The organism is Shinella sp. GW835-FHT14H05, assembly GCF_058793575.1.
The window spans coordinates 186079-209618 of record NZ_JBXAFY010000008.1; the positions used below are offsets into that span (position 1 = coordinate 186079).

23 protein-coding genes are annotated in these 23540 nt (G+C 62.6%); 5 read left to right on the plus strand and 18 right to left on the minus strand.

The genetic code is table 11. The features are described from left to right. Positions 1–48: 48 nt before the first annotated feature. From AC1Q6Z_RS23165 to AC1Q6Z_RS23185, 5 genes are read right to left on the minus strand one after another with little or no spacing between them, the layout of a single operon-like run. Positions 49–1035 carry a TRAP transporter substrate-binding protein gene (locus tag AC1Q6Z_RS23165; protein ID WP_256120135.1) on the minus strand — a complete coding sequence of 329 codons (987 nt, stop codon included), beginning with the start codon at positions 1033–1035 and terminating at the stop codon, positions 49–51. 32 nt (positions 1036–1067) lie between these two features. Next, positions 1068–2342, minus strand: a complete 1275-nt coding sequence (locus AC1Q6Z_RS23170; protein ID WP_435269395.1) for a TRAP transporter large permease — start codon at positions 2340–2342, stop codon at positions 1068–1070. Continuing rightward, complete coding sequence (locus AC1Q6Z_RS23175) at positions 2339–2854, minus strand: TRAP transporter small permease (protein ID WP_435269396.1); 516 nt, start codon at positions 2852–2854, stop codon at positions 2339–2341. The genes AC1Q6Z_RS23170 and AC1Q6Z_RS23175 overlap by 4 nt, the downstream gene beginning before the upstream one ends. Continuing rightward, on the minus strand, positions 2854–3600 hold the full coding sequence (locus tag AC1Q6Z_RS23180; RefSeq protein ID WP_439618160.1) for an SDR family NAD(P)-dependent oxidoreductase: 747 nt from the start codon (positions 3598–3600) through the stop codon (positions 2854–2856). The genes AC1Q6Z_RS23175 and AC1Q6Z_RS23180 overlap by 1 nt, the downstream gene beginning before the upstream one ends. Continuing rightward, positions 3584–4651, minus strand: a complete 1068-nt coding sequence (locus AC1Q6Z_RS23185; RefSeq protein ID WP_492649438.1) for a Gfo/Idh/MocA family oxidoreductase — start codon at positions 4649–4651, stop codon at positions 3584–3586. The genes AC1Q6Z_RS23180 and AC1Q6Z_RS23185 overlap by 17 nt, the downstream gene beginning before the upstream one ends. 205 nt (positions 4652–4856) lie before the next feature. Between AC1Q6Z_RS23185 and AC1Q6Z_RS23190 the strand changes: the two genes are divergently transcribed. After that, entirely contained in the window at positions 4857–5930 is a 1074-nt protein-coding gene (locus AC1Q6Z_RS23190; RefSeq protein WP_492649439.1) for a LacI family DNA-binding transcriptional regulator, read from the plus strand. Between the two features lie 7 nt (positions 5931–5937). Here the strand turns inward: AC1Q6Z_RS23190 and AC1Q6Z_RS23195 are convergent, their stop codons facing one another. The 6 genes from AC1Q6Z_RS23195 to AC1Q6Z_RS23220 are packed head-to-tail and all read right to left on the minus strand — an operon-like array spanning position 5938 to position 12222. Further along, the gene (locus AC1Q6Z_RS23195; protein ID WP_435269400.1) at positions 5938–6543 is read right to left on the minus strand and encodes a dihydroxyacetone kinase subunit L; all 606 of its coding nucleotides are present in this window, start codon (positions 6541–6543) and stop codon (positions 5938–5940) included. After that, positions 6540–7541, minus strand: a complete 1002-nt coding sequence (locus AC1Q6Z_RS23200) for a dihydroxyacetone kinase subunit DhaK (RefSeq protein WP_439618156.1) — start codon at positions 7539–7541, stop codon at positions 6540–6542. The genes AC1Q6Z_RS23195 and AC1Q6Z_RS23200 overlap by 4 nt, the downstream gene beginning before the upstream one ends. 13 nt (positions 7542–7554) lie before the next feature. Continuing rightward, complete coding sequence (locus AC1Q6Z_RS23205; protein ID WP_492649440.1) at positions 7555–9267, minus strand: acetolactate synthase catalytic subunit; 1713 nt, start codon at positions 9265–9267, stop codon at positions 7555–7557. 43 nt (positions 9268–9310) lie between these two features. Beyond that, on the minus strand, positions 9311–10522 hold the full coding sequence (locus AC1Q6Z_RS23210) for a CaiB/BaiF CoA transferase family protein (protein WP_492649441.1): 1212 nt from the start codon (positions 10520–10522) through the stop codon (positions 9311–9313). A gap of 2 nt (positions 10523–10524) precedes the next feature. Continuing rightward, complete coding sequence (locus AC1Q6Z_RS23215) at positions 10525–11325, minus strand: CoA-transferase subunit beta (protein ID WP_492649442.1); 801 nt, start codon at positions 11323–11325, stop codon at positions 10525–10527. Between the two features lie 3 nt (positions 11326–11328). After that, the gene (locus tag AC1Q6Z_RS23220; protein WP_492649443.1) at positions 11329–12222 is read right to left on the minus strand and encodes a CoA transferase subunit A; all 894 of its coding nucleotides are present in this window, start codon (positions 12220–12222) and stop codon (positions 11329–11331) included. A gap of 137 nt (positions 12223–12359) precedes the next feature. On the opposite strand from AC1Q6Z_RS23220, the gene AC1Q6Z_RS23225 reads away from it, so the two are divergent. Further along, the gene (locus tag AC1Q6Z_RS23225) at positions 12360–13151 is read left to right on the plus strand and encodes a shikimate dehydrogenase family protein (protein ID WP_492649444.1); all 792 of its coding nucleotides are present in this window, start codon (positions 12360–12362) and stop codon (positions 13149–13151) included. A gap of 14 nt (positions 13152–13165) precedes the next feature. Here the strand turns inward: AC1Q6Z_RS23225 and AC1Q6Z_RS23230 are convergent, their stop codons facing one another. From AC1Q6Z_RS23230 to AC1Q6Z_RS23245, 4 genes are read right to left on the minus strand one after another with little or no spacing between them, the layout of a single operon-like run. Then, positions 13166–13915 (minus strand): ATP-binding cassette domain-containing protein, encoded by a 750-nt coding sequence (locus tag AC1Q6Z_RS23230; RefSeq protein ID WP_256120122.1) that lies wholly within the window; start codon positions 13913–13915, stop codon positions 13166–13168. Positions 13916–13965: 50 nt separating this feature from the next. Then, complete coding sequence (locus AC1Q6Z_RS23235) at positions 13966–14883, minus strand: substrate-binding domain-containing protein (protein ID WP_435269407.1); 918 nt, start codon at positions 14881–14883, stop codon at positions 13966–13968. A 49-nt stretch (positions 14884–14932) separates the two neighbouring features. After that, positions 14933–15940 (minus strand): ABC transporter permease, encoded by a 1008-nt coding sequence (locus AC1Q6Z_RS23240; RefSeq protein ID WP_256120120.1) that lies wholly within the window; start codon positions 15938–15940, stop codon positions 14933–14935. 10 nt (positions 15941–15950) lie between these two features. After that, complete coding sequence (locus tag AC1Q6Z_RS23245; protein WP_439618150.1) at positions 15951–16874, minus strand: MaoC family dehydratase; 924 nt, start codon at positions 16872–16874, stop codon at positions 15951–15953. A 204-nt stretch (positions 16875–17078) separates the two neighbouring features. Here AC1Q6Z_RS23245 and AC1Q6Z_RS23250 point away from each other — a divergent pair, with 204 nt between their 5' ends. From AC1Q6Z_RS23250 to AC1Q6Z_RS23260, 3 genes are all read left to right on the plus strand, one after another. After that, complete coding sequence (locus AC1Q6Z_RS23250) at positions 17079–18221, plus strand: LacI family DNA-binding transcriptional regulator (RefSeq protein ID WP_492649445.1); 1143 nt, start codon at positions 17079–17081, stop codon at positions 18219–18221. 12 nt (positions 18222–18233) lie between these two features. After that, on the plus strand, positions 18234–19409 hold the full coding sequence (locus tag AC1Q6Z_RS23255; protein ID WP_492649446.1) for a CaiB/BaiF CoA transferase family protein: 1176 nt from the start codon (positions 18234–18236) through the stop codon (positions 19407–19409). A gap of 458 nt (positions 19410–19867) precedes the next feature. Beyond that, positions 19868–20908 (plus strand): glutamine synthetase beta-grasp domain-containing protein, encoded by a 1041-nt coding sequence (locus tag AC1Q6Z_RS23260; protein WP_492649447.1) that lies wholly within the window; start codon positions 19868–19870, stop codon positions 20906–20908. A 211-nt stretch (positions 20909–21119) separates the two neighbouring features. On the opposite strand, the gene AC1Q6Z_RS23265 is transcribed toward AC1Q6Z_RS23260, so the two are convergent. The 3 genes from AC1Q6Z_RS23265 to AC1Q6Z_RS23275 are packed head-to-tail and all read right to left on the minus strand — an operon-like array spanning position 21120 to position 23540. Beyond that, positions 21120–22148, minus strand: coding sequence for a trans-3-hydroxy-L-proline dehydratase (locus AC1Q6Z_RS23265; RefSeq protein WP_492649448.1), 1029 nt, complete (start codon positions 22146–22148; stop codon positions 21120–21122). Between the two features lie 22 nt (positions 22149–22170). Next, complete coding sequence (locus AC1Q6Z_RS23270; RefSeq protein ID WP_256120115.1) at positions 22171–22890, minus strand: amino acid ABC transporter ATP-binding protein; 720 nt, start codon at positions 22888–22890, stop codon at positions 22171–22173. Further along, positions 22887–23540 (minus strand): amino acid ABC transporter permease, encoded by a 654-nt coding sequence (locus AC1Q6Z_RS23275; RefSeq protein ID WP_492649449.1) that lies wholly within the window; start codon positions 23538–23540, stop codon positions 22887–22889. The genes AC1Q6Z_RS23270 and AC1Q6Z_RS23275 overlap by 4 nt, the downstream gene beginning before the upstream one ends.

Here is a 23540-nt window from a genome sequence, read left to right on the forward strand (position 1 = left end):
TTGTCGAGATGGGAGCCCGCCACCCTGCGGCAGCGGGCAGAATGCGGGTTACTGAACGCTGCGGACCTTGGCGAGAAGCGCGACGGCCTTGTCGCCGAGGCTGGCGGCGAACTCGTCCTGGAAGGTGGCAAGACGGGCTGCGAACTTGTCGAGACCCTGGGTCTCGATGATGGTCACGCCGGCCTTCTTCATCTCGTCGAGCGCCTTGTCATTGAAGTCGTTAACGAGGCTTGCCTGATAGGCCTGCGCCTCGGCAGCCGCGTTTACCAACACGTCCTGCTGTTCCTTGGGGAGCGCATCGAACTTCGCCGAATTCACCGGGATGAAGCGGAAGTGCCAGATGTGCTTGGTTAGGCTCACGCTCTTCGTCGTCTCGTACCATTTGGTGGTCGAGAGCGTCGCCGGCTCGCCTTCCGTCGCATCCGCAACACCCGTCTCAATGGCGGAATAGACTTCCGGGAACGGGATCGGCGTCGGAACCGCATTCAGTGCCTTGGCAAAGCCGATATAAAGGGGCGATTCCGGCACGCGGATCCGCAGCCCGTCCATGTCCTCGATCGTGTTGATTGCCTTCTTGCTGGCGATCGACCGGGGGCCGAGGTAGAGGAAACCGAGATTGCGCACGCCCTGTGCCTGGAAGGCTTCCTGCACGTCTGGCGCAATTACCGCGGCAACGCGCTGCATGTGGTCGAGGTCCTTATAAAGATAAGGAAGCTCCAGGACCTGCAATTCCGGGAAGAAGCGACCGATGCCCGACATGCCGCTCGGCGCGATGTCGACCGAGCCGGAAACGACGCTTTCCGCCAGTTCGCGCTCATTGCCGAGCGTGGCGTCGCCATAGACCTCGATCTTCACCTCGCCATTGGTGCGCTCGGCGACCAGCTCGGCAAAGCGCTTGTCGGCCAGCGTGTTGCTGTGGTCGGCCGCATAGATGTCGCCAAGCGTCAGCGTTGTTTCGGCCTGGGCCAGCGCGGTGCTGGCGGCAAGTGCGAGTGCGGTCAGCGCACCCATCAAGAAACGTTTTTCTACGAACATGCTCTACTCCTCCGTTGAGCCTTGATGCACCGTCACATGAAGGACGGCAGATAGGTTGTGAAGAACGGGACGAATGCGATCAGCAGGTTGACCAGCAGCAGCGGGATCAGGAACACCCAGACCAGCACGAGGATGCGCGACAGCGGTATGCGCGCGATGCTGACCCCGATGAACAGCAGCGTGCCGACCGGCGGCATGACCGCGCCCATCATGATGGCAAGCACCATGACGACGCCGAACTGCACCGGATCGAAGCCCATCTGCAGGCCGATGGCGGCAAGCGTGGGCACGAACAGCACGGCGGTCGATACTTCGTCCATCAGGCCGCCGATCAGTGTCAGCACGATGATCAGGATGGTGACGACGAGCAGCGGTTCTGTGGTGATCGAGAACAGCACCGAGGTGATCTGCTGCTCGAAGCGGCCAAGGGCCAGAATGGTGCCGAAGACCGCCGAAAAGCCGACGATCATCATGATGTTGGCGGACGAGAGGGCCGCCGACATGGTGAGTTCGCGCAGGTTCTTGAGGTTCAGCGAGCGTTCGATGACGAAGCCGTAGAACAGCGCATAAACCACCGCCACGATGCCGGCTTCCGTCGGCGTGAAGATGCCGAACCGGATGCCGCCGATGATGACGAAGGGCATGACCAATGCAAAACCCGCCTTCATAGCGGATTCCTTCAAGCGTTGACCGGAGAATTTTACCGTCTCCACCTTGAACGACGTGAAGCGTGTCAGGATAAAGGCGAGGATGAGCAGCGAAAGGCCGACAAGCAGGCCCGGGATGATACCAGCGAGGAACAGCCGTCCGATCGAAACGCCGGACATCGAGCCATAGATGATCAGGAAGATCGACGGCGGGATAAGCGGCGCCATCATTGCCGAGAATGCCACCATCAACGCCGCGAACTCCGGCTTGTAGCCCTGCTCCTTCATGGCCGGGATCAGGATCGAGCCGGTGGCAGCGCAGTCGGCCGACGCAGAGCCAGAAACGCCCGCCATCATGACATTGGAAATGACCGTGACATAGGCAAGGCCGGCTCGAAAATGCCCGACGAGGGCGATCGCCAAATCAACGATGCGTTGCGTGAGGCCTGACCGCGACATGACCTCGCCGGCCAGCACGAAGAACGGGATCGCCATCAGCGTGAAAGAATCCATGCCGCCGAAGGTTTTCGTGATCAGCAGGCGTTCCTGCACGATGGGATAGTTGAGTACGACGACGAGCGCCGCAAGACCGGTGGAGAAGGCCACCGGCAGGCCGAGCAGCAGAAAGAGGAAGAAGCAGCCGAAGAGTGTGAGCGTCATCGGCCTGCCTCCTGTGCACCGTTACGCACGTCGCGCAACATGCGTGCGATCGTAGCAAATATGATGAGGGCCGCGCCGACGGGAATGGCGAGATAGATCCAGAAGAGCGACAGCGACAGCGCCGACGACAATTGCGGCGCATTCACGCGCGCCATCAGCCAGCCGTAGTAGACGAAGGTCCCCATCAGCACGATGACGGCAAGATCGAGAAGGATCGCGATGACGCGCTGTATGCGCTTTGGCAGCATGTTGGTGAACAGGTCGACCGTGAACATGGCGCGCCGCCAGACGAGGATCGGCGCGGCCAGCCAGAACAGCCAGATGAAGGCATAGCGGATGACCTCTTCCGACCAGAACAGCGCGTAGTGCCCGTTGAAGACATAACGCAGGCAGACGGACGCAAAGCCTATGGCGATGATGGCGAGCATCAACGGAACGATGACGGCTTCCCCGATACGCTCGAGCAGCGTCGGATTTTCTGGGGCTTCGACGATTTCGGATTGTTCTTGCATCAGGCTGCCAGTGCTCCCCCGTCGACCTTGATAACGGCGCCGGTTATATAGTCCGAGAGCGCGCTGGCAAGGAAAGCGATGGCGCCGCCGACTTCTTCTGGATTTCCCGCACGCCCCATCGGAACGCGGTTTTCCACCTTCGCCAGCCATTCCTTGTTGTGGAAGAGCGGCTCGGTGAGTTCGGTGCGGAACCAGCCCGGCTCGATGGCATTCACCCGAATGCCGGCCTTGGCCCATTCGACGGCGAGGCCCTGCGTGATCTGCTTGACGCCGCCCTTCGAAGACCCGTAGGCGACGATGGCCGGCATGCCGATCTCGCTTGCCATCGAGGCGATGTTGATGATCTTGCCATAACCATTGCTGCGCATGACACGGCCGGCCGCCTGCGACATGAAGAACAGGCCGCGCGTGTTGATCGCATGTACCCTGTCCCAGTCCTCGACGCCATAGTCGAACGAATCGCCGCGGATGTTGAGGCCGGCGGCGTTGACGAGGATGTCCAGCTTGCCATGTTCGGCGACGATACGCTCGACGAGCGCGCGTGTTTCCGTTGCATCGCTGACATCGCAGGTCATCGCCTGCGCTCCCGCCTCGGTCGCAGCCTTTTCGAGCACATCCTGACGCCGGCCGGCGATGATGACGGTTGCACCTGCCGCCACCAATGCATCCGCACCGGCCCGCCCAAGCCCCGTTCCGCCACCCGTGACGAGTGCGATACGGCCTTTCAGATCAATGGACAGCGACATGTTGAAACTCACCTGCATTTTGAAGATTGATACGGCGGCCATCGCTTTCGACGACCGCATGGGCAAGAGCCAGCGCCGCGATGCCATCCTCGATGGACGGGATGACCGCGCTGCCCGCCGCAAGACTGGCCGCGAGATTGCGCATCTCGCCGACATAACCCATGTGGACGAGCGACGCGTTCTCGCCGGAAATGTTCGTCATGTTCGGTTCCCAGATCAAGCGCTCGCGCTCCGGCGAGAAGGCGCGGCCGGGCACCATGGGTTCGGCATCCCGTGTATAGGTGACGCGCGTGACGTTTTCGACCGTGACGCTGGCGCCCTTCGAGCCGGTGATCTGCACGCGCTCGTTCGGCACGCCACGGCTTTCGTAATTCGATATTTCAAGCAGCCCGGCCGCCCCGCTGGCATAACCGAGCAGCACCGCGAAACCGAACCGCTCATCGGATGCCTGTGTCTTGACGGCCGAGACCCAATCGACCGGGCCGCCGTAGAAGCGCATCAGATCGAGAAAGTGCACGCTGTGATCGAGCACGAAGGAGAACGGCGTCAAGGTCTTCGACCAAGCCGGCGTCCAGACGCCGGAGGTGATGCGCGCGCTCACCATCTGTATCGCGCCGAAATCCGCCGTCTCGGAAATGTCCTTCGCCATGCGGTAGCCGGTCGCGAAGCGCTTCATGAAGCCGACGATGAGTTGCCGGCCGGCCTTTCTTGCGGCCAGCGCCATCGCCTCACCCTCGGCAAGCGTGATTGCCGGCGGCTTCTCGACGAAAACATGAACGCCGTGGGCAAAGGCCTGCACGGCGAGTGTGGGATAGATCGTCGGGCCGACAGCCATGACGACCGCATCCATCGTTTCCGCGGCCAGCATAGCGGACATGTCGGCGTAGCAGGCGCTGGCGCCGGCGGCCCGCATCGTCGCTTCAGCGCGCGCCGCATCCGGGTCGCAGACTGCCACGATGTCGATATCAGCCATGCGCATCGCTGGAAGCAGCGCGGCATTGGCAAACGCCCCGCATCCTACTAGCGCCGTTCGCAGACGGTCCTGCTGCATCCTGAAACTCCTCCACCGGAATGAGGCCTCCACGCCTCAGAAAACGTTTTTCGAAAAACGGTTTTCGTCGTGTTGATTAGCCCCCTGCCCGCGACCTGTCAATGTTAGTATTTGACTATTTCCGCCGACGATTCTCAGCTAATGTCGCTTGGCGCCGTGAAAATAGCGCCACGATAAAATCGGTTCTGCAACTGGAGTTTGAAGCGTGCCCGACAATGGCCGGATTACAATCAGGGATGTGGCTGCGGCGACCGGACATGCGGTTTCGACGGTCTCGAATGCGTTGGCCGGCAAGCGGCACGTTAACGAGGAAACCCGCCGCCAGGTGAAGGAAGCCGCCGAACGGCTGGGTTATCGACCCTCCGCCGTGGCGCGCTCGCTGCGCATGAAGCTGAGCTCGACCATCGGCGTACTGGTGCCCGATGTCAGCAATCCCGCAATCCCGGAATTCATCCGCGGCATCGACGACATCGCCGTGCGCGAGGGCTGTACCATCCTGCTCTGCAACACCGACGAGCTCGTCGAGCGCCAGGTCAGCCAGATGCAGACGCTGCTGGATCGGCAGGTAGACGGCATGATCCTGATCTCCCAGCACTGCGACACGCCGGAGGTGCGCAAGCTGCTCGACGGCAAGACGCCCTTCGTGCTCATCCAGCGCCGTTCTTCACGTTTTCGCGACGACTACGTTGGCTCTGACAATCTTCAGGGCATGCGCGACAGCGTGACCTACCTGCACGGGCTCGGCCACCGCCGGATCGGCCTCGTGACCGGCCCAGGAACCTCCAGCACGGCGCAGGAACGTTTCGAAGCCTTCGAGGCGACCATCGCCGACCTCGGCTGCGACGAGGACCCCGACCTGATCTATCGCGGCGACTACACCGTCGAGGCCGGCTATGACGCCATGCACTACTTCGCCACACTCTCGAAGCGGCCAACGGCGGTGATCGCCAGCAACGATGTCTGCGCGCTCGGTGTGCAGGATGCGGCAAGCGAACTCGGCCTGTCGATTCCGCAAGACCTATCGCTGCTTGGCTGCGACGATATCGATCTAGCACGGCTGCGCCGCATCAATCTCAGCACGCTTCACCTGCCCAAGCGCGAAATGGGCGCTGCCGCCGCGGAACTGCTGATGCGCCGCATCCACTCCAAGCGCCCGCCGACGCCGCGTGAAGTCATCATACCGACGGAGTTGGTCCTGCGCGCATCCTGTGCGGCCCCTGCCGATGGCGGGAACGCAAAGAGGCCGGCAGAACGCCGGCCTCTCGTCTCTCCGGGCTGATAGCGGGTCAGACCGCGATTGCGGCCGAAAGCTCCTTGATCGCTAGCATGCCGGGATCATCGATGCCGATCGTCTGGTCACCGAACATACGTGCGCGGCCGATGCGGTTCGGCCGCGAACGGAATGTTTCGAGCGCCTCGGATGCCGCCTTCGCTGCATCCCGTGTCGCCTGCTCCGGCGTTTCGGCGCCCTTTAGCGCCTCGGCAATGGCATCGAGCGAATCGAGCACGGTCTTGTCGCCAAGCGACGCGCCGCCGCGCGCAATCATCGCATCGCGCGCCGTCGCAAAGAGGCTGGAAAGGTCGCCAACGTCGAGTGTCGCCCGGCCCTTTGCCTCGCGGCCCGCGGCAAGCAATCCCGTCGCGAACAAAGTGCCCAGGCTCGATCCCGTCGCAACCGTCGCCGCTTTGGCGAGCTGGCTCAAGGCAGCGCCCGGATCGGCGGTGGAAGACAGGTCGACCTCGGCCATCTTGCCGATGACCCGGGCGAGCATGCCGCCCGTGTCGCCGTCGCCGAGTTTTGCATCGGCGTCGTTCAATATCTGCTCCAGCCCGCCCATCGCCTTATCGGCGCGGGTGACGGCAGCGGCGATGGAGGCGACCGTAATGCTCATGCCGTCACCGTCCAGAATGGGCAGTGGGCGGGGGCGGCCAGCAGCGCCTCGATCTCGTCGTCGACGAAGCAGAGCGAGATGGAGGCGCCGGCCATTTCCATCGACGTCGCATAGTGGCCCACGAGCGGCCGGACGATCTCGATGCCTGCGACTTCGAGCGTCGCCCTAGCTCGGCGATAGAGGATGAATAGCTCTTCCAGCGGCGTGGCACCAAGGCTGTTGACGAGGATGGAGACCCGCTTGCCCGCCCCCTCCGGCTTGTCGGCGAGCAGGCGCTCAATCATCTCGTCGGCAATGGCGTCGGCTTCGCGCAGCGTGTCGCGCCAGATGCCCGGCTCACCATGGATGCCCATGCCCATCTCGATCTCGTTTTCGCCGAGCGTGAAGGACGGCTTGTCGGAGCCCGGCACCTGGCAGGGCGCAAGTGCAACGCCAATGGTGCGCGTGCGATCCACCGTCTTCTGCGCGATCGCCGTCACGGCATCGAGATCGGCGCCGGTTTCGGCAAGTGCCCCGGCCGTCTTGTAGGCATAGATGATGCCCGCAACACCGCGGCGTTTCTGCCGCTCGGCCGGACCAGCGCTCGCGACATCGTCATTTCCGAGCACGGTCGTCGTGCGGATGCCCTCGTCCTCCAGCATTTCGCCAGCCATGTCGAAGTTCATCCGGTCGCCACCGTAGTTGCCATAGAGGCGCAGCACGCCCTTGCCGCCATCGGCAAGCTTGATCGCCTCCATGCAGGAGCCGACCGTCGGCCCTTCGAAGACGTTGCCGATCGAGCAGCTGTCGAGCAGCCCCTCCCCGACATAGCCGGTGAAGAGCGGCAGGTGGCCGGAGCCGCCGCCGGAAACGACGCCGACCTTGCCGCTGCGGATAGGCTTTGCGCGGTGCACGACGCGGCCGGTGTCGCCGCCGAGCGCCAGCGAGGGATTGGCGGCAACGAGACCGTCGAGCATTTCATCGACAAAGCCCGAGGGCTTGTTCATCAATTTCTTCATGACGTCGCCTCCCTCAGTAATTCAGCGCGGAATTGTCGTTGAACATGGTGATCGGCGGATAGGCGCGCTCGTCGGTAACGACGTCGAGAACGGTCGTGGTGTTGGCCGCGAAGGCCACCTTCAGCGCCGGCAGGAAATCCTCCGCCTTCTCGATGCGCACGCCCGCGCAACCCGCCCCGCGAGCAATCGCCGCGTGGTCGACTGGCGTGAAATCGCAGGCATCGGAATATTCGTTGAAGATCACCTTTTCCGCGTGTTTCTCATAGCCGAGGATCGAGTTGTTGAGCACCGCGACCACGACGTTCAGCCCCATGCGCCGCGCCGTCTCAAGCTCCGACCAGACATGCGCGAAACCGCCATCGCCGACGAGCGCGAAGACCGGCGCATCCGGCCGGGCGCATTTGGCGCCAAGCGCATAGGGCAGGCCCCAGCCGAGGCCGGCAAGGCCACGCGGCGTGAGGAAGCGCATGCCGGGCTTGCGCGCGGTCAGGTGGTTGCCGATCCAGATCGAGGAATAGCTGGCATCCGAGACGACGATATGGTTCGGCGTCAGCAGGCTGTCGAGATCCCGCATCAACCGCTCCGGGCGAAGCGGGCTGGCATTCGACGTTTCGACAGCGGCGGCATCTTGGCGGCCCTTGGCAAGGCCTTCAGCAATGGTCTTTTCAAGCGCCGGACGGGCCGCCTTGCGCTTCGCCACATCTTCCGCATCGAGCGCTGCCGAGAGCGCCTTGATGCCGAGTTTCGCATCGCCGACGAGGCGCAGCGCCTCGTAGTTGCGGCCGATTTCCTGACCGTCCACGTCGAGGTGGATGTATTTTGCGCCCTTCGGGAAGAGCGACCAGCTATCCGTGCCATTTTGGTTGGTACGGTTGCCGATCAGCATGATGACATCCGCCTCGGTGACCAGCGCGCGCAGGTGCTTGGTGCGGCTGCGCGTCGCCATGAAATAACCGACGATGCCGACGGAGAGCGGATGGCCCTCGTCGACAGCGCCCTTACCCATTACGGTGGTCGCCACCGGAATAGAGAAGCGTTCCTGAAGAGCTGCAAGCTCATCGGCAGCATCAGACACATGCACGCCGCCGCCGGCGATGATCAGCGGGCGCTCGGCGGAGGCGAGCAGCTTGGCCGCTTCCGCGATGCGGTCCGGATCAGGTCCGCTGCGATCGAGCGGGAAAGTGCCGAGCGATGCCATGCGTCCCTCGGTACGGCTTTCCGCCGTATCGACGAACATGTCGATCGGCGCGATCAGCACTGCGGGGCCGGGTCGACCGGAGGCAGCGGCCGTGAAGGCCATGTCGATATAGTCGTCGATGCGGTTGACGTCGGCGACGCGCTTGATCCACTTGGCCACGCCCTTGAAGAGGTCAAGATGATCGAGTTCCTGGAAAGCGTTCTTGTCGGCGAAGGGGCGCGCCACGTCCTGCACGATGGCGACGATCGGGATCGAGGCCTTGTAGGCTTCTGCCAGACCTGCCACCAGCAGCGTCGCGGCCGGCCCGTTCTGCGCCGTCACGACCGCCACCTTGTGCGAAATGCGCGCATAGGCGTCGGCCATCACCGCGCCGGCATTTTCCGTGCGATAGCCGATTTGCCGGATGCCGTAATGCGGCGCCGCGAGGAAAAGCGCTGCCGGAATAGCCTGGCCGAAGATCACCTCTACACCATGCCGCTTCAGCGCCTGCGCCATCACATGCGCCCCGCTCCTGTTACCCTTGCTCACGTTCTATCCTCCTCGAAACCTTTGAAAATGCGGATGAATTCTGTCAGATGACCGTTGCCGAGCGAAGCTTGGCGATCGCCTCGTCCGTCATGGAAAGCCACTCGTGCAACACGTCGTCGGAATGTTCGCCGAGCATCGGCGGCGGACGCCGCACGGCGGTCGGCGTGGTGCCGAGACCGACGGGCGGCCCCTGCATCGGCACCACGCCAGCCTTGGGATGCACGACATCGACGATATGACCGGCTTCGCGCATGTAGGGGTCGTTCGCGACCTCCTCGACGGTGCGGATGCGGGCCGAAGGAAGTTCTGCAACGCGCAACACCGCGAGCACCTCGTCCGCCGTGTGCTCCGCAATCCATGCGGCCGCGATCGCCTCGATCGCCTCGACATTCACCATGCGCTGCTCGAGCGTCGAGAAGCGTGGATCGTCCAACAGGTCGGGTCGGCCGATCATCGCCGCAAAACGCGGGAAATGCGCATTGTTGCCGGCGACCATGTGGATCCAAACGTCGTCCTTGGCGCGGAAAGTGTTGGCGGGCGCGGCATACCGGTCGCGGTTGCCGGCGCGTGTCATGCGGCGGCCGTTGACCAGGAATTCCGGAATGGCAGTCATCAGCATGGAGGTCGCGCCGCCGATCAAGCTGACATCAACGACCTGCCCCTCGCCCGCCCGGTTGCGATGGTTCAATGCGGCGAGAATGCCGATCGTGGCATGCAGCGCAGTGGCATAGTCGACGAGGAAGGTGCCTGCCATCATCGGGCCGCCCTTCGGATCGCCAGTGAGGTCCATGAAGCCCGTGATCGCCTGGGCGATGCCATCGAAGCAGGGTTCGGCGGATAGGCTGTTGTTCTGGCCGAAGCCGGAAAGCCGGGCCATGATCAGCTTGGGGTTGATCTTGCGCAGATCCTCCCAGCCGCAGCCCATTTTCTCCATCGTACCGGGTCGGAAATTCTCGACCAGCACGTCGGCCTCCAGCACGAGGCGGCGCAGCAAGTCCTGCGCCTCCGGATTGCGGAAATTGAGCGTCAGGCTGCGCTTGTTGCGGTTGAACATCATGAAGTAGATGCTCTCGCCCGCAATGTAGGGGCCGAGCGAACGGGTGTCGTCGCCGGCGCGCGTGCGTTCGACCTTCACGACATCCGCACCGAGATCGCCGAGCAGCATGGCGCAATGCGGGCCGGCGATGAAGCGTGAGAGATCCAGCACCTTGATGCCGGAGAGGGACGAAACCGTGGACTGTGCGTTTGAAGACATGATCAGACTTTGAGCAGGATGCGGTTGGGGTCGATATCGGTGCGGATGTGGGCGAGTTCCTTCACCGTCGGCGGCTCGGTCTCCGGAATCGTTTCTGGAACCAGCGGAACAAAAGACATGGCGGCGAGCACCGCATCCTTCGTCACGCCCGGATGCAGCGATTTCAACCGCATCTCGCGGGTGTCTTCGGCAAAGTCGAAGACCGCTTTGTCGGTGACGACAAGCGCCGGACCACCCTCGCTCAGCCCGGCCTCGCGGCGACTGTTACCGCCCGAGAGATGGCCGGCGCTGGTAATGAAATCGACCTTCTCGACGAAGCTGCGCGCATCGAGGTCCATTAGCAGCAAGGGGCGGCGCACGAAGGCAAAATGCTCAGGCTGCGCCAGGCTGCCGACAAGGCGCACCTTCGGATTGCGGTAGTCGCCGATCGCCGTGATGTTCATGTTGCCGTAGCGATCGAGCTGGGCGGCGGAATTAAACGATACGTCGAACCGTCCGCGCGCCAGCATGTCGCATTTCACGCCCGTATCCGGCGGGCAGGCGGCGGCCTGCCATTGCGTGAACGTATCCTGCGTGAAGTGTTCCGGGATCACCGAAAGGTCTGGCTCCAGCAGGTTGCCCCAGTAGACGGCGGCACCCGGCGCATGGTGCAGCTGCGCGAGCCGCACGGCAGCCAGCGGCATGCCGACGGCGAGCGTGAAGGCGCGTCCATTGGTGCCAACGCCGACGAAGCAAAGATCGTCTTCGCGGATCTGGCGGGAGAGATAGGCGGTGATGAGTTCGTTATTGGTGAAGTCGGCCATGGCTTACGCCCTCCCCTTGACGTCGAGGGCGGCGAGCGCATCGAGGCCCCCGCATTTTTCGAGATAGGCAGCGTGATCCGGCAGAGCGTTTGCGAATTCGTCGAGATAGGCCTTCACGCCGTCGGCGGTCTTCGAGCGGGCGATGTAGTCGCGCAGATGCGCGTCGTCCTCGTCATAAAGCGTGTCGCAGGCCGCGGGATGCGCGCCATAGGGCACCTCGACGATCGCCTCCACCCAATTGCCGGGAATGTAGGTCAGCGACGGCTGCTTCTTGATCTCCTCATGTGGCACGATCTTTTCGACCGTCACGATCAGGCGCTTGGCGCCGGAAGCGAACGGCTGGTCCATATCGTCAGTATCGCGCACGACCGGCCATTGCACATTGCCGTATTTGTCGCCGGCATAACCGTGGATGAGAGTGAAGTCCGGCTCGGCGGCGGCAATCGCCTGCAGCTTCTGGCCGGTGAACGGGCAATCGAAGGTGCGGATCTGCTCGGGATTCACCTTGGCGATATCGGAGCCGAACAGCGTGCGGATCGGCAGGAAGGGCATGCCCTGGGCGGCCGCGCGCAGGCGCGCCACCATTGCCGTTTCGGAGAAATCGCGCACCTCGATGCGCCCGCTCTCGACGGCGCGGCGGAAATTCGGCGCCAGCCCGTAGTTGAACAGGCCGACATAGATGCCCTCCCAGCGGCGAATGGCATCCGCGGCAGCCAGCAGATCGATCGCCGTCGTGCCGGCCCAGCTCATCACCGTCAGGTCGCGCACCCCAGCGCGGATCAGCTGGCGCACGGCGGCGTTCGGCTGGCGGCGCAGCAGACTGCCGCCGATCGCCACGGACGAGCCGGACACGATCGGAGACAGCGCCTTCTCCAGGGTCGTCAGTTTCTCTTTCAAAATGCAGTCCTCCCGATGGGTAGAACCGGATATAAAAACGTTTCTGGAAGTTGGCAACAAAAAACGTTTCTTGTCTCGTATTTTTCTGTTAGGCCGAAGCTCGACAGACACCACCGAATGGCAGGAGGAAACGCCGGATGGCGGATGAACATCGTCTTTATGGATTGATCGGATACCCGATAGGCTTCGTGCGCTCGCCGGGCATTCTGAATGCCTATCTCGCCGAACACAGCCTGCCGGGCCGCATGATCCCGTTCGGCGTAAAGCCGGACTCGCTGGGCGCCGCCCTTGCCGGCTTGCGTCACGTCGAAAACCTCGCGGGTTTCTTCGTCACAATGCCGTTCAAGGAGAGCATCCTGCCACTTCTCGATGATGCCAGTGAAACGGCGCGCATTGCCGGCGCTGTGAACATCGTCCGCCGCACGCCGGATGGCCAGCTCTTCGGCCACCAGCTCGACGGTGCCGGTTTTGTCGGCGCCATGACGGCCGCAGGCATCACCATTGCCGGTGCCTCGGCCCATGTGGCCGGTGCGGGCGGCGTCAGCGCCGGTATCTGCTGTGCACTCGCCGAAGCCGGCATCGGCCGCATCGCGATCGCAAACCGCAACCGAGAACGCGCGGAAACACTTGCGAACCGGCTTCGCAGCGCCTTCCCGGCGACCGTCTTCACTGTGACGACTGCTGCGCCCGGCGCAGAGATCGACATCGTCGTAAACGCCACCAGTCTCGGTCTTTCGGCCGACGATCCGCTGCCCGTCGACCTTTCGGCGACGCGGCGCGGCATCTTTGTCGGCGATGTGGTGAACGTCCCGCATATGACGCCCCTTCTGGAAATGGCCGAGGCGCGCGGCTGCCGCACGCAGCATGGCAAGGCGATGTTCGGCCTACAGATCCCGCTGGCGCTCCGCTTCTACGAAAACGGTCTGTGACGTCTTGGTCGTGCTCAATGCACGACCAGATTGCCACCGGTGATGAGCTTGACGATGTCGTCGGGACTGGTTTCGGCCTTTTTACGCACCCCTGCCGTCTGGCCCTGACGCAGCACATGGATGCGGTCGCAAACCTCGAAAATATGGTGCAGGTTGTGGCTGATCAGGATGATCGAGAAGCCGCGCGAGCGCAGGTCCTTGATCAGCGACAGGACCTTCTCCTGCTCCGGCACGCCGAGTGCCGCCGTCGGCTCGTCGAGGATGACGACCTTGCGGCCGAAGGCGACGGCGCGTGCGATGGCGACGCTCTGGCGCTGGCCGCCGGACATGCCCTTCACGGTAAAATGCGTCGACTGGATGTGGATGTTGAGCGACTTCAACAGATCCTTCGAGCGGCTGTGCATCTCTTCGGCCTTGAGAAACTTCGCGCCGAGCACGTTGCGCACGGCCTCGCGTCCGGCAAAGATGTTTTCCGCGACGTTGGAATCGTCGAAGAGCGCCAGATCCTGATAGACCGTCTCGATGCCGAGATGCCGGGCATCCTCGGGCTTGCGCACCGTCACTTCGCGGCCCTCGAACCAGATCTGGCCGCTATCGGCCGGCTGCGCGCCGGAGATGATCTTGATGAGGGTGGATTTTCCCGCACCGTTGTCACCGGCCAGCGCCACCACTTCCGATTCATAGAGTTCGAAATCGATATCGGTCAGCGCGCGCACGGCGCCGAACGACTTGCAGATATTGTTCAGTTTCAGCAATGGGGTCATCACGCATATCCTCTGGGCGGTCGAGGGGATGGCCCCTCGACCGCAGCCGATTACTTGCAATAGGTGTCGTGCGTTTCCTTGGTGATCATCGGTGTATCGAGGAAGGTCATCTTCTCGACCTTTTCGCCGGCCAGCACCTTCATCGCGAGCTCGAGCGATTCCGGGAACATGGTGGGGTAATAGACCGAGCCCGTCAGGCGGCCGGCGGCAACGCCGTCGCAGCCTTCCTTCGCCCCATCCATGCCGACGGTGGCGACACCTTCGATCTTCTGCTCCTCCAGCACCTGAGCCGCACCCAGTGCCATCGTGTCGTTATGCGCGAAGACCGCCTTCACATCGCGATGTGCGGTGACAGCGTCTTCCATTGCCGCCACGGCTTCCTGCAGACGATAATGGCCGACATAGGAGACCACAGTGATGCCCGGATGCTTGGCGATTTCCTCTTCGAAGCCCGTCTTTCGGTCGACGGTCGCGGACGCGCCAGGCGTGCCTTCGAGCTGGATGACCTTGCCCTCCTCGCCGATCTTCTCGACGACGAAGCGCGCGGCGACGCGACCCATCTCGACATTGTCCGAGCCGATGAAGGCGGCGAAATCCGTTTCCGGTACGTCGAGCTTACGGTCGAAGATGATCAGCGGAACGTTGGCGCGCTTGGCGGCGTCGGCGATCGGCGCCAGCGCCTTGGAATCGTTCGGCGACATGACGACGGCCGAGACGTGGCGAGTGATCAGATCCTCGATGCCGGACAACTGCGTCGCGCTGTCACGCCGGCCGTCAACAATCGTCAGCTTTACGTCTGGGTGCTCGGCGCCCCAGGTCTTTGCCCGCTCGATGCCGCCGACGCGGTAGGGATGTTCGAGGTTCGGCTGGGCGACGCCGATTTCCACCGTCTGGGCAGTCGCTGCCGCCGGTGCGGCGAGGATCGTGCCGGCCAGCATGGCGATTTGGAGTGTCTGTCTGTAAGTCATGGTTTCCTCCCGTTTTGACTTGATCCGGCCTGCGCCGGAGTTTGCTGCGCTATTTCCTCACCCGGCTCCTGGCCTCACGGCGTATGCTGAACATCACGGCGACGACGATGATGACGCCGCGTGCGAAGTCCTGTGCGTAGGGTGAGACGGAGAGAAGGTTCAGGATGTTGTAGGTCAGCCCGATCACCATCAGGCCGACGAAGGTGAGCAAGATGCTGCCGACGCCGCCAACGAAGGGCGTGCCGCCGATGACGACCGCTGCAATGCCGGAGAGTTCGAACAGCATGCCGCCGGTCGGCTCCCCGACGCCAAGGCGTCCGAGAAACAAGAGGCCCGCCATCGCCGCCAGCACACCATGCAGCGTGTAGACACTGCGGATGACGCCCTGGACCTGAATCCCGGAGCGGTGCGCGCCGACCGGATTATCACCGACGAGGCAGACATGCCGGCCATAGACCGTGTATTTCAGCGTCACCGCTGCGACGATGAAGACGATTGCCGTCAGCAGCACCGGCATCGGGATCGGCCCTAGATAACCGCGGCCGAAGGCGAAGACGAATTCCGGCGCGAGATCGGCCGTCACCGTGCGTCCCTCGCTGAGGATGAGCGCAAGCCCACGCGCGGCAGTCATCATGCCGAGCGTGGCGACGAAAGGCGGCACCTTGCCCCAGGTGATGAGGGCGCCGTTGATATAGCCGCAAGCCGCACCGACGAGAATGACGACGGCGATCATGCCGGCCGATCCGACCAGCGGAGCGGACAGAGCGCCGACGACAGTCGCCAGCGCCAGCACGGCGCCGCCCGAAAGGTCGATGCCGCCGGAAATGATCACGAAGGTCAGGCCGATCGCGATCAGCCCCACCATAGTCCATTGCCGCAGCACGTTGAACAGGTTGTCAGCCGTCAGGAAATAGGGTGACAGGAAGGCCGAGATGATGATGAGCACCAGAAGACCGGTGACCGCGATGTTGCGCAGCAGCAGATCCTTGACGGTCGCCGAGAGATTGCCTTTGGCGAACATGGGTGTCCTTTCGCTGAGGTTAGTTCCGTTCGACACGTCAGCCTCCTCAAACCTCGACCTTGGCAGACGCCCAGCCGGCGGCGGTCATGAGACCATCCTGGTTGCGCGTCCAGATTTCGAGTTCGAGCCGGCCGTCATCCGTGCGGCCGGTGACGACGCCATGCGCCGTCAGCTCGTCGCCGGCATAGACCGGTTGCAGGTAGACGTTCTTCATCCAGCCGGAGGTGAACCAGGCGGCGGGACCGAAGAAATTCGCCAGCATTTCCGACATCCAGCACGTCGTCTGGACGCCCTGCGCAAGGCGGGCGCGGAAGCCGGCAGCGCTTGAGACGTGGTCGTCCGTGTGAATGTTGTGCCGGTTGAAGTGGATGCCCGAGAACACGGCCATCTCGTCGTTGTGCGCCGTCTTCCTTAGCGACGGGATCGGTGTGCCAGCGGGGATATCCAGACGGGCGCGGCCGATTGGAGAAACGTTTTCGGAAACCGTGCCGGAAACGCGCCCCGCGCCCGGCGTGGAACTGCCCTCGCCCATGCGGATGCCTTCGGGAATGCGCATGATCTCCGTCGATTTCTGGCGCACCAGAAGGCGGCCGGCCTCGTCGCGCACGTCGACGTCGAGTACGCAGTAACCCTTGCCACGCCGTTCGTATTTATCGACATATTCGCCGGTCAGCGTCACCTTGCCGCCGAAGGGAACGGGGGCGTGGTACCAGAGCTCTTCCGATTGGTGCAGACCGACGACGGTGTTCGGATTGTACTTGGTCAAAAACAGCGCAACACCGTCACGAACCAGCGCTGCGGAAGGCACGATGCGGTATCCGAATGCCGGGTCTGCATGAAAATAGCAGTCGGAATAATCGGACAAAGCAAAGCAGGCCGAGCGCAGGTAATGCTCGTCCATGTCGAGAACCTGGGGGCCGAATGTTTCACCCAGTTCGACGGATTCGAAGGTCGGATCCTTGTAGTGCATAGAACTCCTCACCGGTATGGCGCCGGCCCTGCCGGCGTTTTCAAGACAGCCGCACGCATGTCGTGAACGCCGATCAAGGCGCATCACCGGACATACCGTTTCCCTGGCAAATCTTCTCCCGACACGAAGACTTTCATATAAAAACGTTTCTGCAAACGTTTTTATTGGTCATAGTACAAAAACCATCAGGCGGAGGAGCAAGGGATGGGAGCGAGACGACGGGCAAAACGCGGCGTCACCATCGTCGATGTGGCAGAGGCACTGGGTGTGGCGCCATCCACGGTGTCGAACGCCTTGCACGACAAGGACATCGTGGCGCCGCGCACGAAGGCGCGCATCATGGCCATGGCGAAGGCCATGAACTACGAGGCGTCCGCGGCCGCCCGCGCGCTCGTCACCCGCCAGTCCTCCTCGGTCGGCGTGATCCTGCCGGATTTCGCCAACCCGGTGTTCAACGAGATCATTAGTGGGCTGAATTCGATCCTCGTGCCCGCCGGCTACGCAACGCTCGTCGCCAGCACCGCGAATGACGGGCGGACCTGCAAGGCGGCGATCCATGCCTTCGCCAAGCGCGACGTCGACGCCATCGTCGTCATTTCACAGTGTCTCGACATCGAGGAGACCGCACAGCTTGCCGGCTGCGGGTTGCCGGTCGTGCTCGTCCACCGCACACCCGCCGACTGGCAGACCATGCATGCGCCAAGCTCGACCTTCGACTATGTCGGTATGGACAATACCGGCGGTGTTTACGCCCTCGTCCGCCACCTCGCCGATCTCGGTCACCGACGCATCGGCTTCATCACCGGCCCCAAGCAATCCTCTGCCGCCTGCGAGCGCACCCGAGGCTTTCGCGATGGCGTGGCGGCCCTTGGCCTCGACGCCGCCCCCGAACTGGTTGCGGACGGCAGCTACGATTTCATCGCCGGCATGCGCGGGGCGCGCGAACTTCTGTCGCTGCCACAGCGTCCGACGGCCGTGATCGCAGCCAACGACCTTATGGCCTTCGGCACCATGGATGTGGCGCAGCAGATGGGGCTTTCCGTGCCGAAGGACCTGTCTATCGTCGGCGTCGATGACGTCTTCTTCTCGGCCTTCCCGATGATCTCGCTGACCACCGCCCGCCAGCCGGCGACCGAAATCGGCGAAAGCGTCGGCGAGCGCCTGCTGGAACGCTTTTCCGACGAGGCCCTGTCGCCGATCGCAGCAACGCTGCCGGTCGAAATCATCGTGCGCCATTCCACGGCGGAGGCCCCGGTCCAGGTCGATCCTGGCCGCCCGCTCTCCACCGACAATCTGGAGGCTTATCTCGCAAGCCGCTGGAAACCATCAACCATCATCGTTGCATAGACTGGAGCAGACATGTCGCTTACCCCGCCCCTCGCCGCGCCCCTTGATGGCCTGCGCGTTCTCGACCTTTCCCGTTTTATCGCCGGCCCCTTCTGCGCCATGCAGCTCGGCGACATGGGCGCTGATGTCGTGAAGATCGAAAAGCGCGGCAGCGGTGACGACACGCGGCTCAACCATCCGAAGATTGCTGGCGAGAGCACCTATTTTCTGTCGTTCAACCGCAACAAGCGCAGCGTCGAACTCGATTTTCGCGACCCGAAGGACCAGGAAACTTTGCGCCAGCTTGCCGCCACGGCCGATATCCTCATCGAGAATTTTCGACCTGGAACGCTCGAAAAGATGGGCTGCGGCTGGGATGTCCTGTCGGCGATCAACCCGCGCCTCATCGTCGTGCGCATTTCCGGCTTTGGCCAGGATGGCCCTTTCGCCAACCGCGCCTGTTTCGATGTGATCGCCCAGGCGATGGGTGGCATCATGAATCTGACGGGCCAGCCGGACGGACCGCCCACCATGGCCGGCACCTTCATGGTCGATTACTCGACGGCGCTCTACGCGACGATCGGCACGCTCTGCGCGCTGGAGGCCCGCCGCCAGACCGGCAAGGGTCAGCTCGTCGAAGCAAGCCTGCTCGAAACGAGCGCCAGCCTGCTGATGAGCGCCATCCCGGATTTCAGGCAGCTCGGCCAGTCGATGACGCGCATGGGAAGCCGCGACCGCTACACGGCACCCGTCAACAGCTTCCGGTGCAGCGACGACGAATGGGTCTACCTCTCAGCCGGCACCGACTCGCTCTTCCGCCGCTTCGCCGCAACCGCCGACCTGATGCACCTGCTCGACGATCCACGTTTTGCCACGGCCGACGCCCGCCTCGCCAACCAGGAGGCGATCGAAGCGATCGTCCAGCAATGGGTTGGCCTGCATCCCTCAAGCGCCGTCGTCGAGGCGATGGAAAAGGCAGGCGTGCCCTGCGCTAAGGTCACCAGCATTGGCGAGGTGACGGAAAACCCGCAGCTTCGCCACCGGGGCCAGATCGTCGATATCGAACACCCAACCGTCGGCACGTACACGACCCACGGCGTGACCGTGACGTTGCACGACACGCCCGGCCGCATCACCCGCCCCGCGCCCCTGCTTGGAGAGCATACGGACGAGGTGCTGGCGGAGTGGTTGGGCGATAGGGAAATATAAGGAATGTCCAAACTTTACATATTTTTGCCAGGCAAGAGGAAGCATTATCAGAAGCGGAGGAGCTTTTGAGCTCGCTTGCAACACGGCCGAGGAACAGTTTGTTGCAAAGCCGGAGCGCCAGCCCAGACGAAGATGCTATCCACCGCGGTAGAATAGTCATGTACGCGAGCTCGCCAGCGCCCCTATGAGGGCTTAGGCGTCCGGCAAAAAGCACCAGATTAACATATTCCTTTTCTGCCGGAGCAACGTGAACTGCCAGCAATAGGCGTGCCGACATTTTGTGCAGAGTGCCTAATTCGCACTCATCCCGTCCGCGTGGGGTTATCCAATTCCCCGCAACATGCGCCCAATTTCCTGCGCGTTGAGCGGCAAGCCAGATTGGCACGATACCTGCTTCTGAACTTGCGAATGTCGATGAGGGTCGACTTCAATTTGGTCCCATGCGTGAAGGAATTCGTATGACAAAGTTTAAACTCGAATATGCCTGGCTCGATGGCTACAAACCAACCCCGAACCTTCGCGGCAAGACCCTCATCAAGGAATTCGACGCCTTCCCGACTCTAGAGCAGCTCCCCTTCTGGGGCTTCGACGGTTCCTCGACCATGCAGGCCGAAGGCAACAGTTCGGACTGCGTGCTCAAGCCCGTCGCCGTCTATCCCGACCCGGAGCGCAACAACGGCGCCCTCGTGCTTTGCGAAGTAATGATGCCGGACGCCAAGACGCCACACCCGTCCAACACTCGCGCCGGAATCCTTGACGACGACGACGCCTGGTTCGGCTTCGAGCAAGAATATTTCTTCTACCAGAACGGCCGCCCGCTTGGCTTCCCGGATGCGGGCTTCCCCGCCCCGCAGGGTCCGTACTATTGCGGCGTAGGGTACAGCAATGTCGGCGGCGTCGCCCGTAAGATCGTCGAAGAACATCTCGATATCTGCCTTGCAGCCGGTATCAACCACGAGGGCATCAATGCCGAAGTCGCCAAGGGCCAGTGGGAATTCCAGGTCTTCGGCAAAGGCTCACGCAAGGCGGCCGACGAAATCTGGCTTGCCCGTTACCTGCTGCAGCGCCTGACGGAAAAGTACGGCATCGACGTCGAGTACCATTGCAAGCCTCTTGGGGACACCGACTGGAACGGGTCGGGCATGCACGCCAACTTCTCGACCAAATACATGCGCGAAATTGGCGGCAAGATGTATTTCGAGGGCCTGATGGATGCATTCGCCGAAGCCCGTGCGGACCACATCGCCGTTTACGGCCCCGACAACCACATGCGCCTCACCGGCAAGCACGAGACCGCCTCGATCCACCAGTTCAGCTATGGAGTGGCTGACCGCGGTGCTTCGATCCGTGTTCCGCACAGCTTCGTTAACAATGGCTACCGTGGCTACCTCGAAGACCGCCGCCCGAACTCACAGGGCGACCCCTATCAGATCGCATCCCAAATCCTGAAGACGATTTCAACGGTGCCGACAAACTTGGAAAACCGTGAAGCAGCCTGACGGCGGGACAAAATCACGCGCCACCCGCGCGACCCCGAACGGTGTCCCGCGGGCGGCAAAGTGGTTTACCGGAGTTGGTTACCAACCTTAACGCCTCTGTCGGTGGGCGACCTGCTCACGCGCAAGGTGGATATCGCAATACGCTCACACCGCCGGTTCAGTCCGTCGCCGTGGTGCAGAAACTGCTGCTCCGAAAGCCGGATTGCAATGATCACCTGTGCATCGGCCAGGTGTCGGAGACTCGATAGCCCCCCTGGAACGGGTCAGCGGGATCGACCATCAGTTGTTTCGTTCCGACGATCCAGGCGCGGCCTGAAAGGGTCGGCCGAATTGCTGGCAAACCGTTGAGCTCAAGCGCCTCGTCGAGGCTGCAATGGAACTCGCTGTCGAGCAACGAGATGCCGACGAACCCGTCGCCGGCCTTCATCAAGCCCCTGGCGTAGAGAACGGCCAGGCGGGCGGAGCAGCCTGTGCCACAGGGCGAACGATCGACCTTGCCGGGGCGGATCGAGACGGCGTTCTTACCGTGCAGGACGCCGTCTTTCATAAACACGGGATCGGTCATCTGGCAGAAGGAAATCCCACTCCAGCCATTTGTTGGGTGGTTGAAGCCGATCTGCTCGTTGGCGGCCTCCGTGATCTTCACACCCATGCGCGCAATGTCGCGCGCCTGCTCGGGGCGGAGGCTCAAGCCGAGCGACGCGGCATCGACGATGACGAAGCTGTCGCCGCCATAGGCGGTATCGACGGTGATCGTGCCGATCCCTTCCACTTCGAGCGTCACGTCGAGCTTGTCGGCGAAGGAGGGCACGTTGCGCACGCGGATACGCTCGGCCTTGCCGTTTCGGCATTCCGCCTCGACATCGATCAGGCCGCCAGGCGCTTCCAAGGTCAGGCGTGTGACCGGCTCCTGCATGGGGATGATGCCGGTGTCGAGCAGGACTGTCGCCACGCACATCGAATTCGAGCCGGACATGGGCGGCGTATCGGCGGGCTCCATGATGATCCAGCCCATCTGTGCCTTCGGGTCCTTCGGCGGCACCAGCAGGTTGACATGACGGAACACGCCGCCGCGTGGCTCGTTGAGGACGAAGTTGCGGAGTGTTTCGTCTTCCGCGATCCAGCGCGCCTGGTCCCAGATCGTCGCACCGGGAGGCGGCGCGACACCGCCGACGATGACGTCGCCGACTTCGCCTTCGGCATGGCAGCTCACGACATGGACTATCTTGGATGAGCGCACTGTTCAGGTTCCTAGATGGAGGTCAAATGGATTTGAGGAAAGCCGCGGTTTCCGGCTGCTGGGGGTTCTCGAAGATCTGATCCGGCGAGCCGATCTCGTGAATGCGCCCCTCGCGGAAGAAGGCGACGCGATCCGACACTTCGCGTGCGAAACGCATTTCGTGGGTGACGACGATCATCGTCATGCCCTCCTTCGACAGCATGCGCATTGTATCAAGCACCTCGCCGACGAGCTGCGGATCGAGCGCCGAGGTGACCTCGTCGAACAGCATATAGTCGGGTGACATCGCAAGCGCTCTTGCGATCGCCATGCGTTGCTGCTGGCCGCCGGAAAGCCGGGACGGGAACACGGCGAGCTTTTCCTTCAACCCGACATGAGACAGTTGCTCGACCGCGATCACCTCCGCCTCTTCCCTGGATTTGCCGAGAACTTTTCTCGGCGCAAGCGTGACATTCTCCAGCACCGTGAGATGCGGAAAGGCATTCCACTGCTGGAAGACGATTCCAATGCGGCGGCGCAGTTTGTTGAGGTCGGTGGCCTTGGCGTGAACTTCCACGCCATCGACCGTGATGCGGCCCTGCTGGATGCCTTCGAGGCCGTTAATACACATCAGCATCGTCGATTTACCGGATCCCGACCCGCCGATCATCGACAGGACCTCGCCCTTCTGCACCGACAGATCGACACCTTTCAGCACATGCAGCGCGCCGAATTGCTTGTGAACGTTCTCGATGGCGATCATTGCGTGCCCCACTTCTTCTCAAGTTGATTGCCGAGTCTGGCGATAGGAAAGCTCATCACGAAGTAGATCAGCCCGGTGATGCCGAGGATCAGCAGCGGTTCCTGAACCCGCGACGTGACGATCTGCGAGCTGCGCAGGAGTTCGACGATGCCGATCCACAAGACGAGCGCCGTGTCCTTCATCACGCCGAGCGTCAGCCCGATCCAGCTCGGAAAGACGATCCGGTTGGCGATCGGCAGCGTGATCGACGTCAATTCCTGCCGCCAGGTGAGGCCGAGAGAACGGGCAGCGCGGCGTGTCGTCTGAGGGACTGCGCCGACACCGCTTCTGACGATCTCGGTGCAAAAGGCTGAGGCGTAAATTCCCAGGCAGATGCAGCCGACGGTGAAGGTCGGCCAGTTCAGCTTGAGCATGCTGTTGAACGAGTTGAACAGCACGAGCTGGATGAGGAGCGGCACGGACCGGAAGACATCGAGGACCGCGCCGAGCGTGTTGCCGATCCACCAGGGCGCGCCGGCCCGGATCAGGCCGAACAGGACACCGAGGACGGTACCGATGACGACGGCGACAAGGGTGATTGAAAGCGTGGTCACGGCTCCCGACAGAAGGAAGAAGAAGTCGCCCCACGAAAATGATCCACCGAAATACAT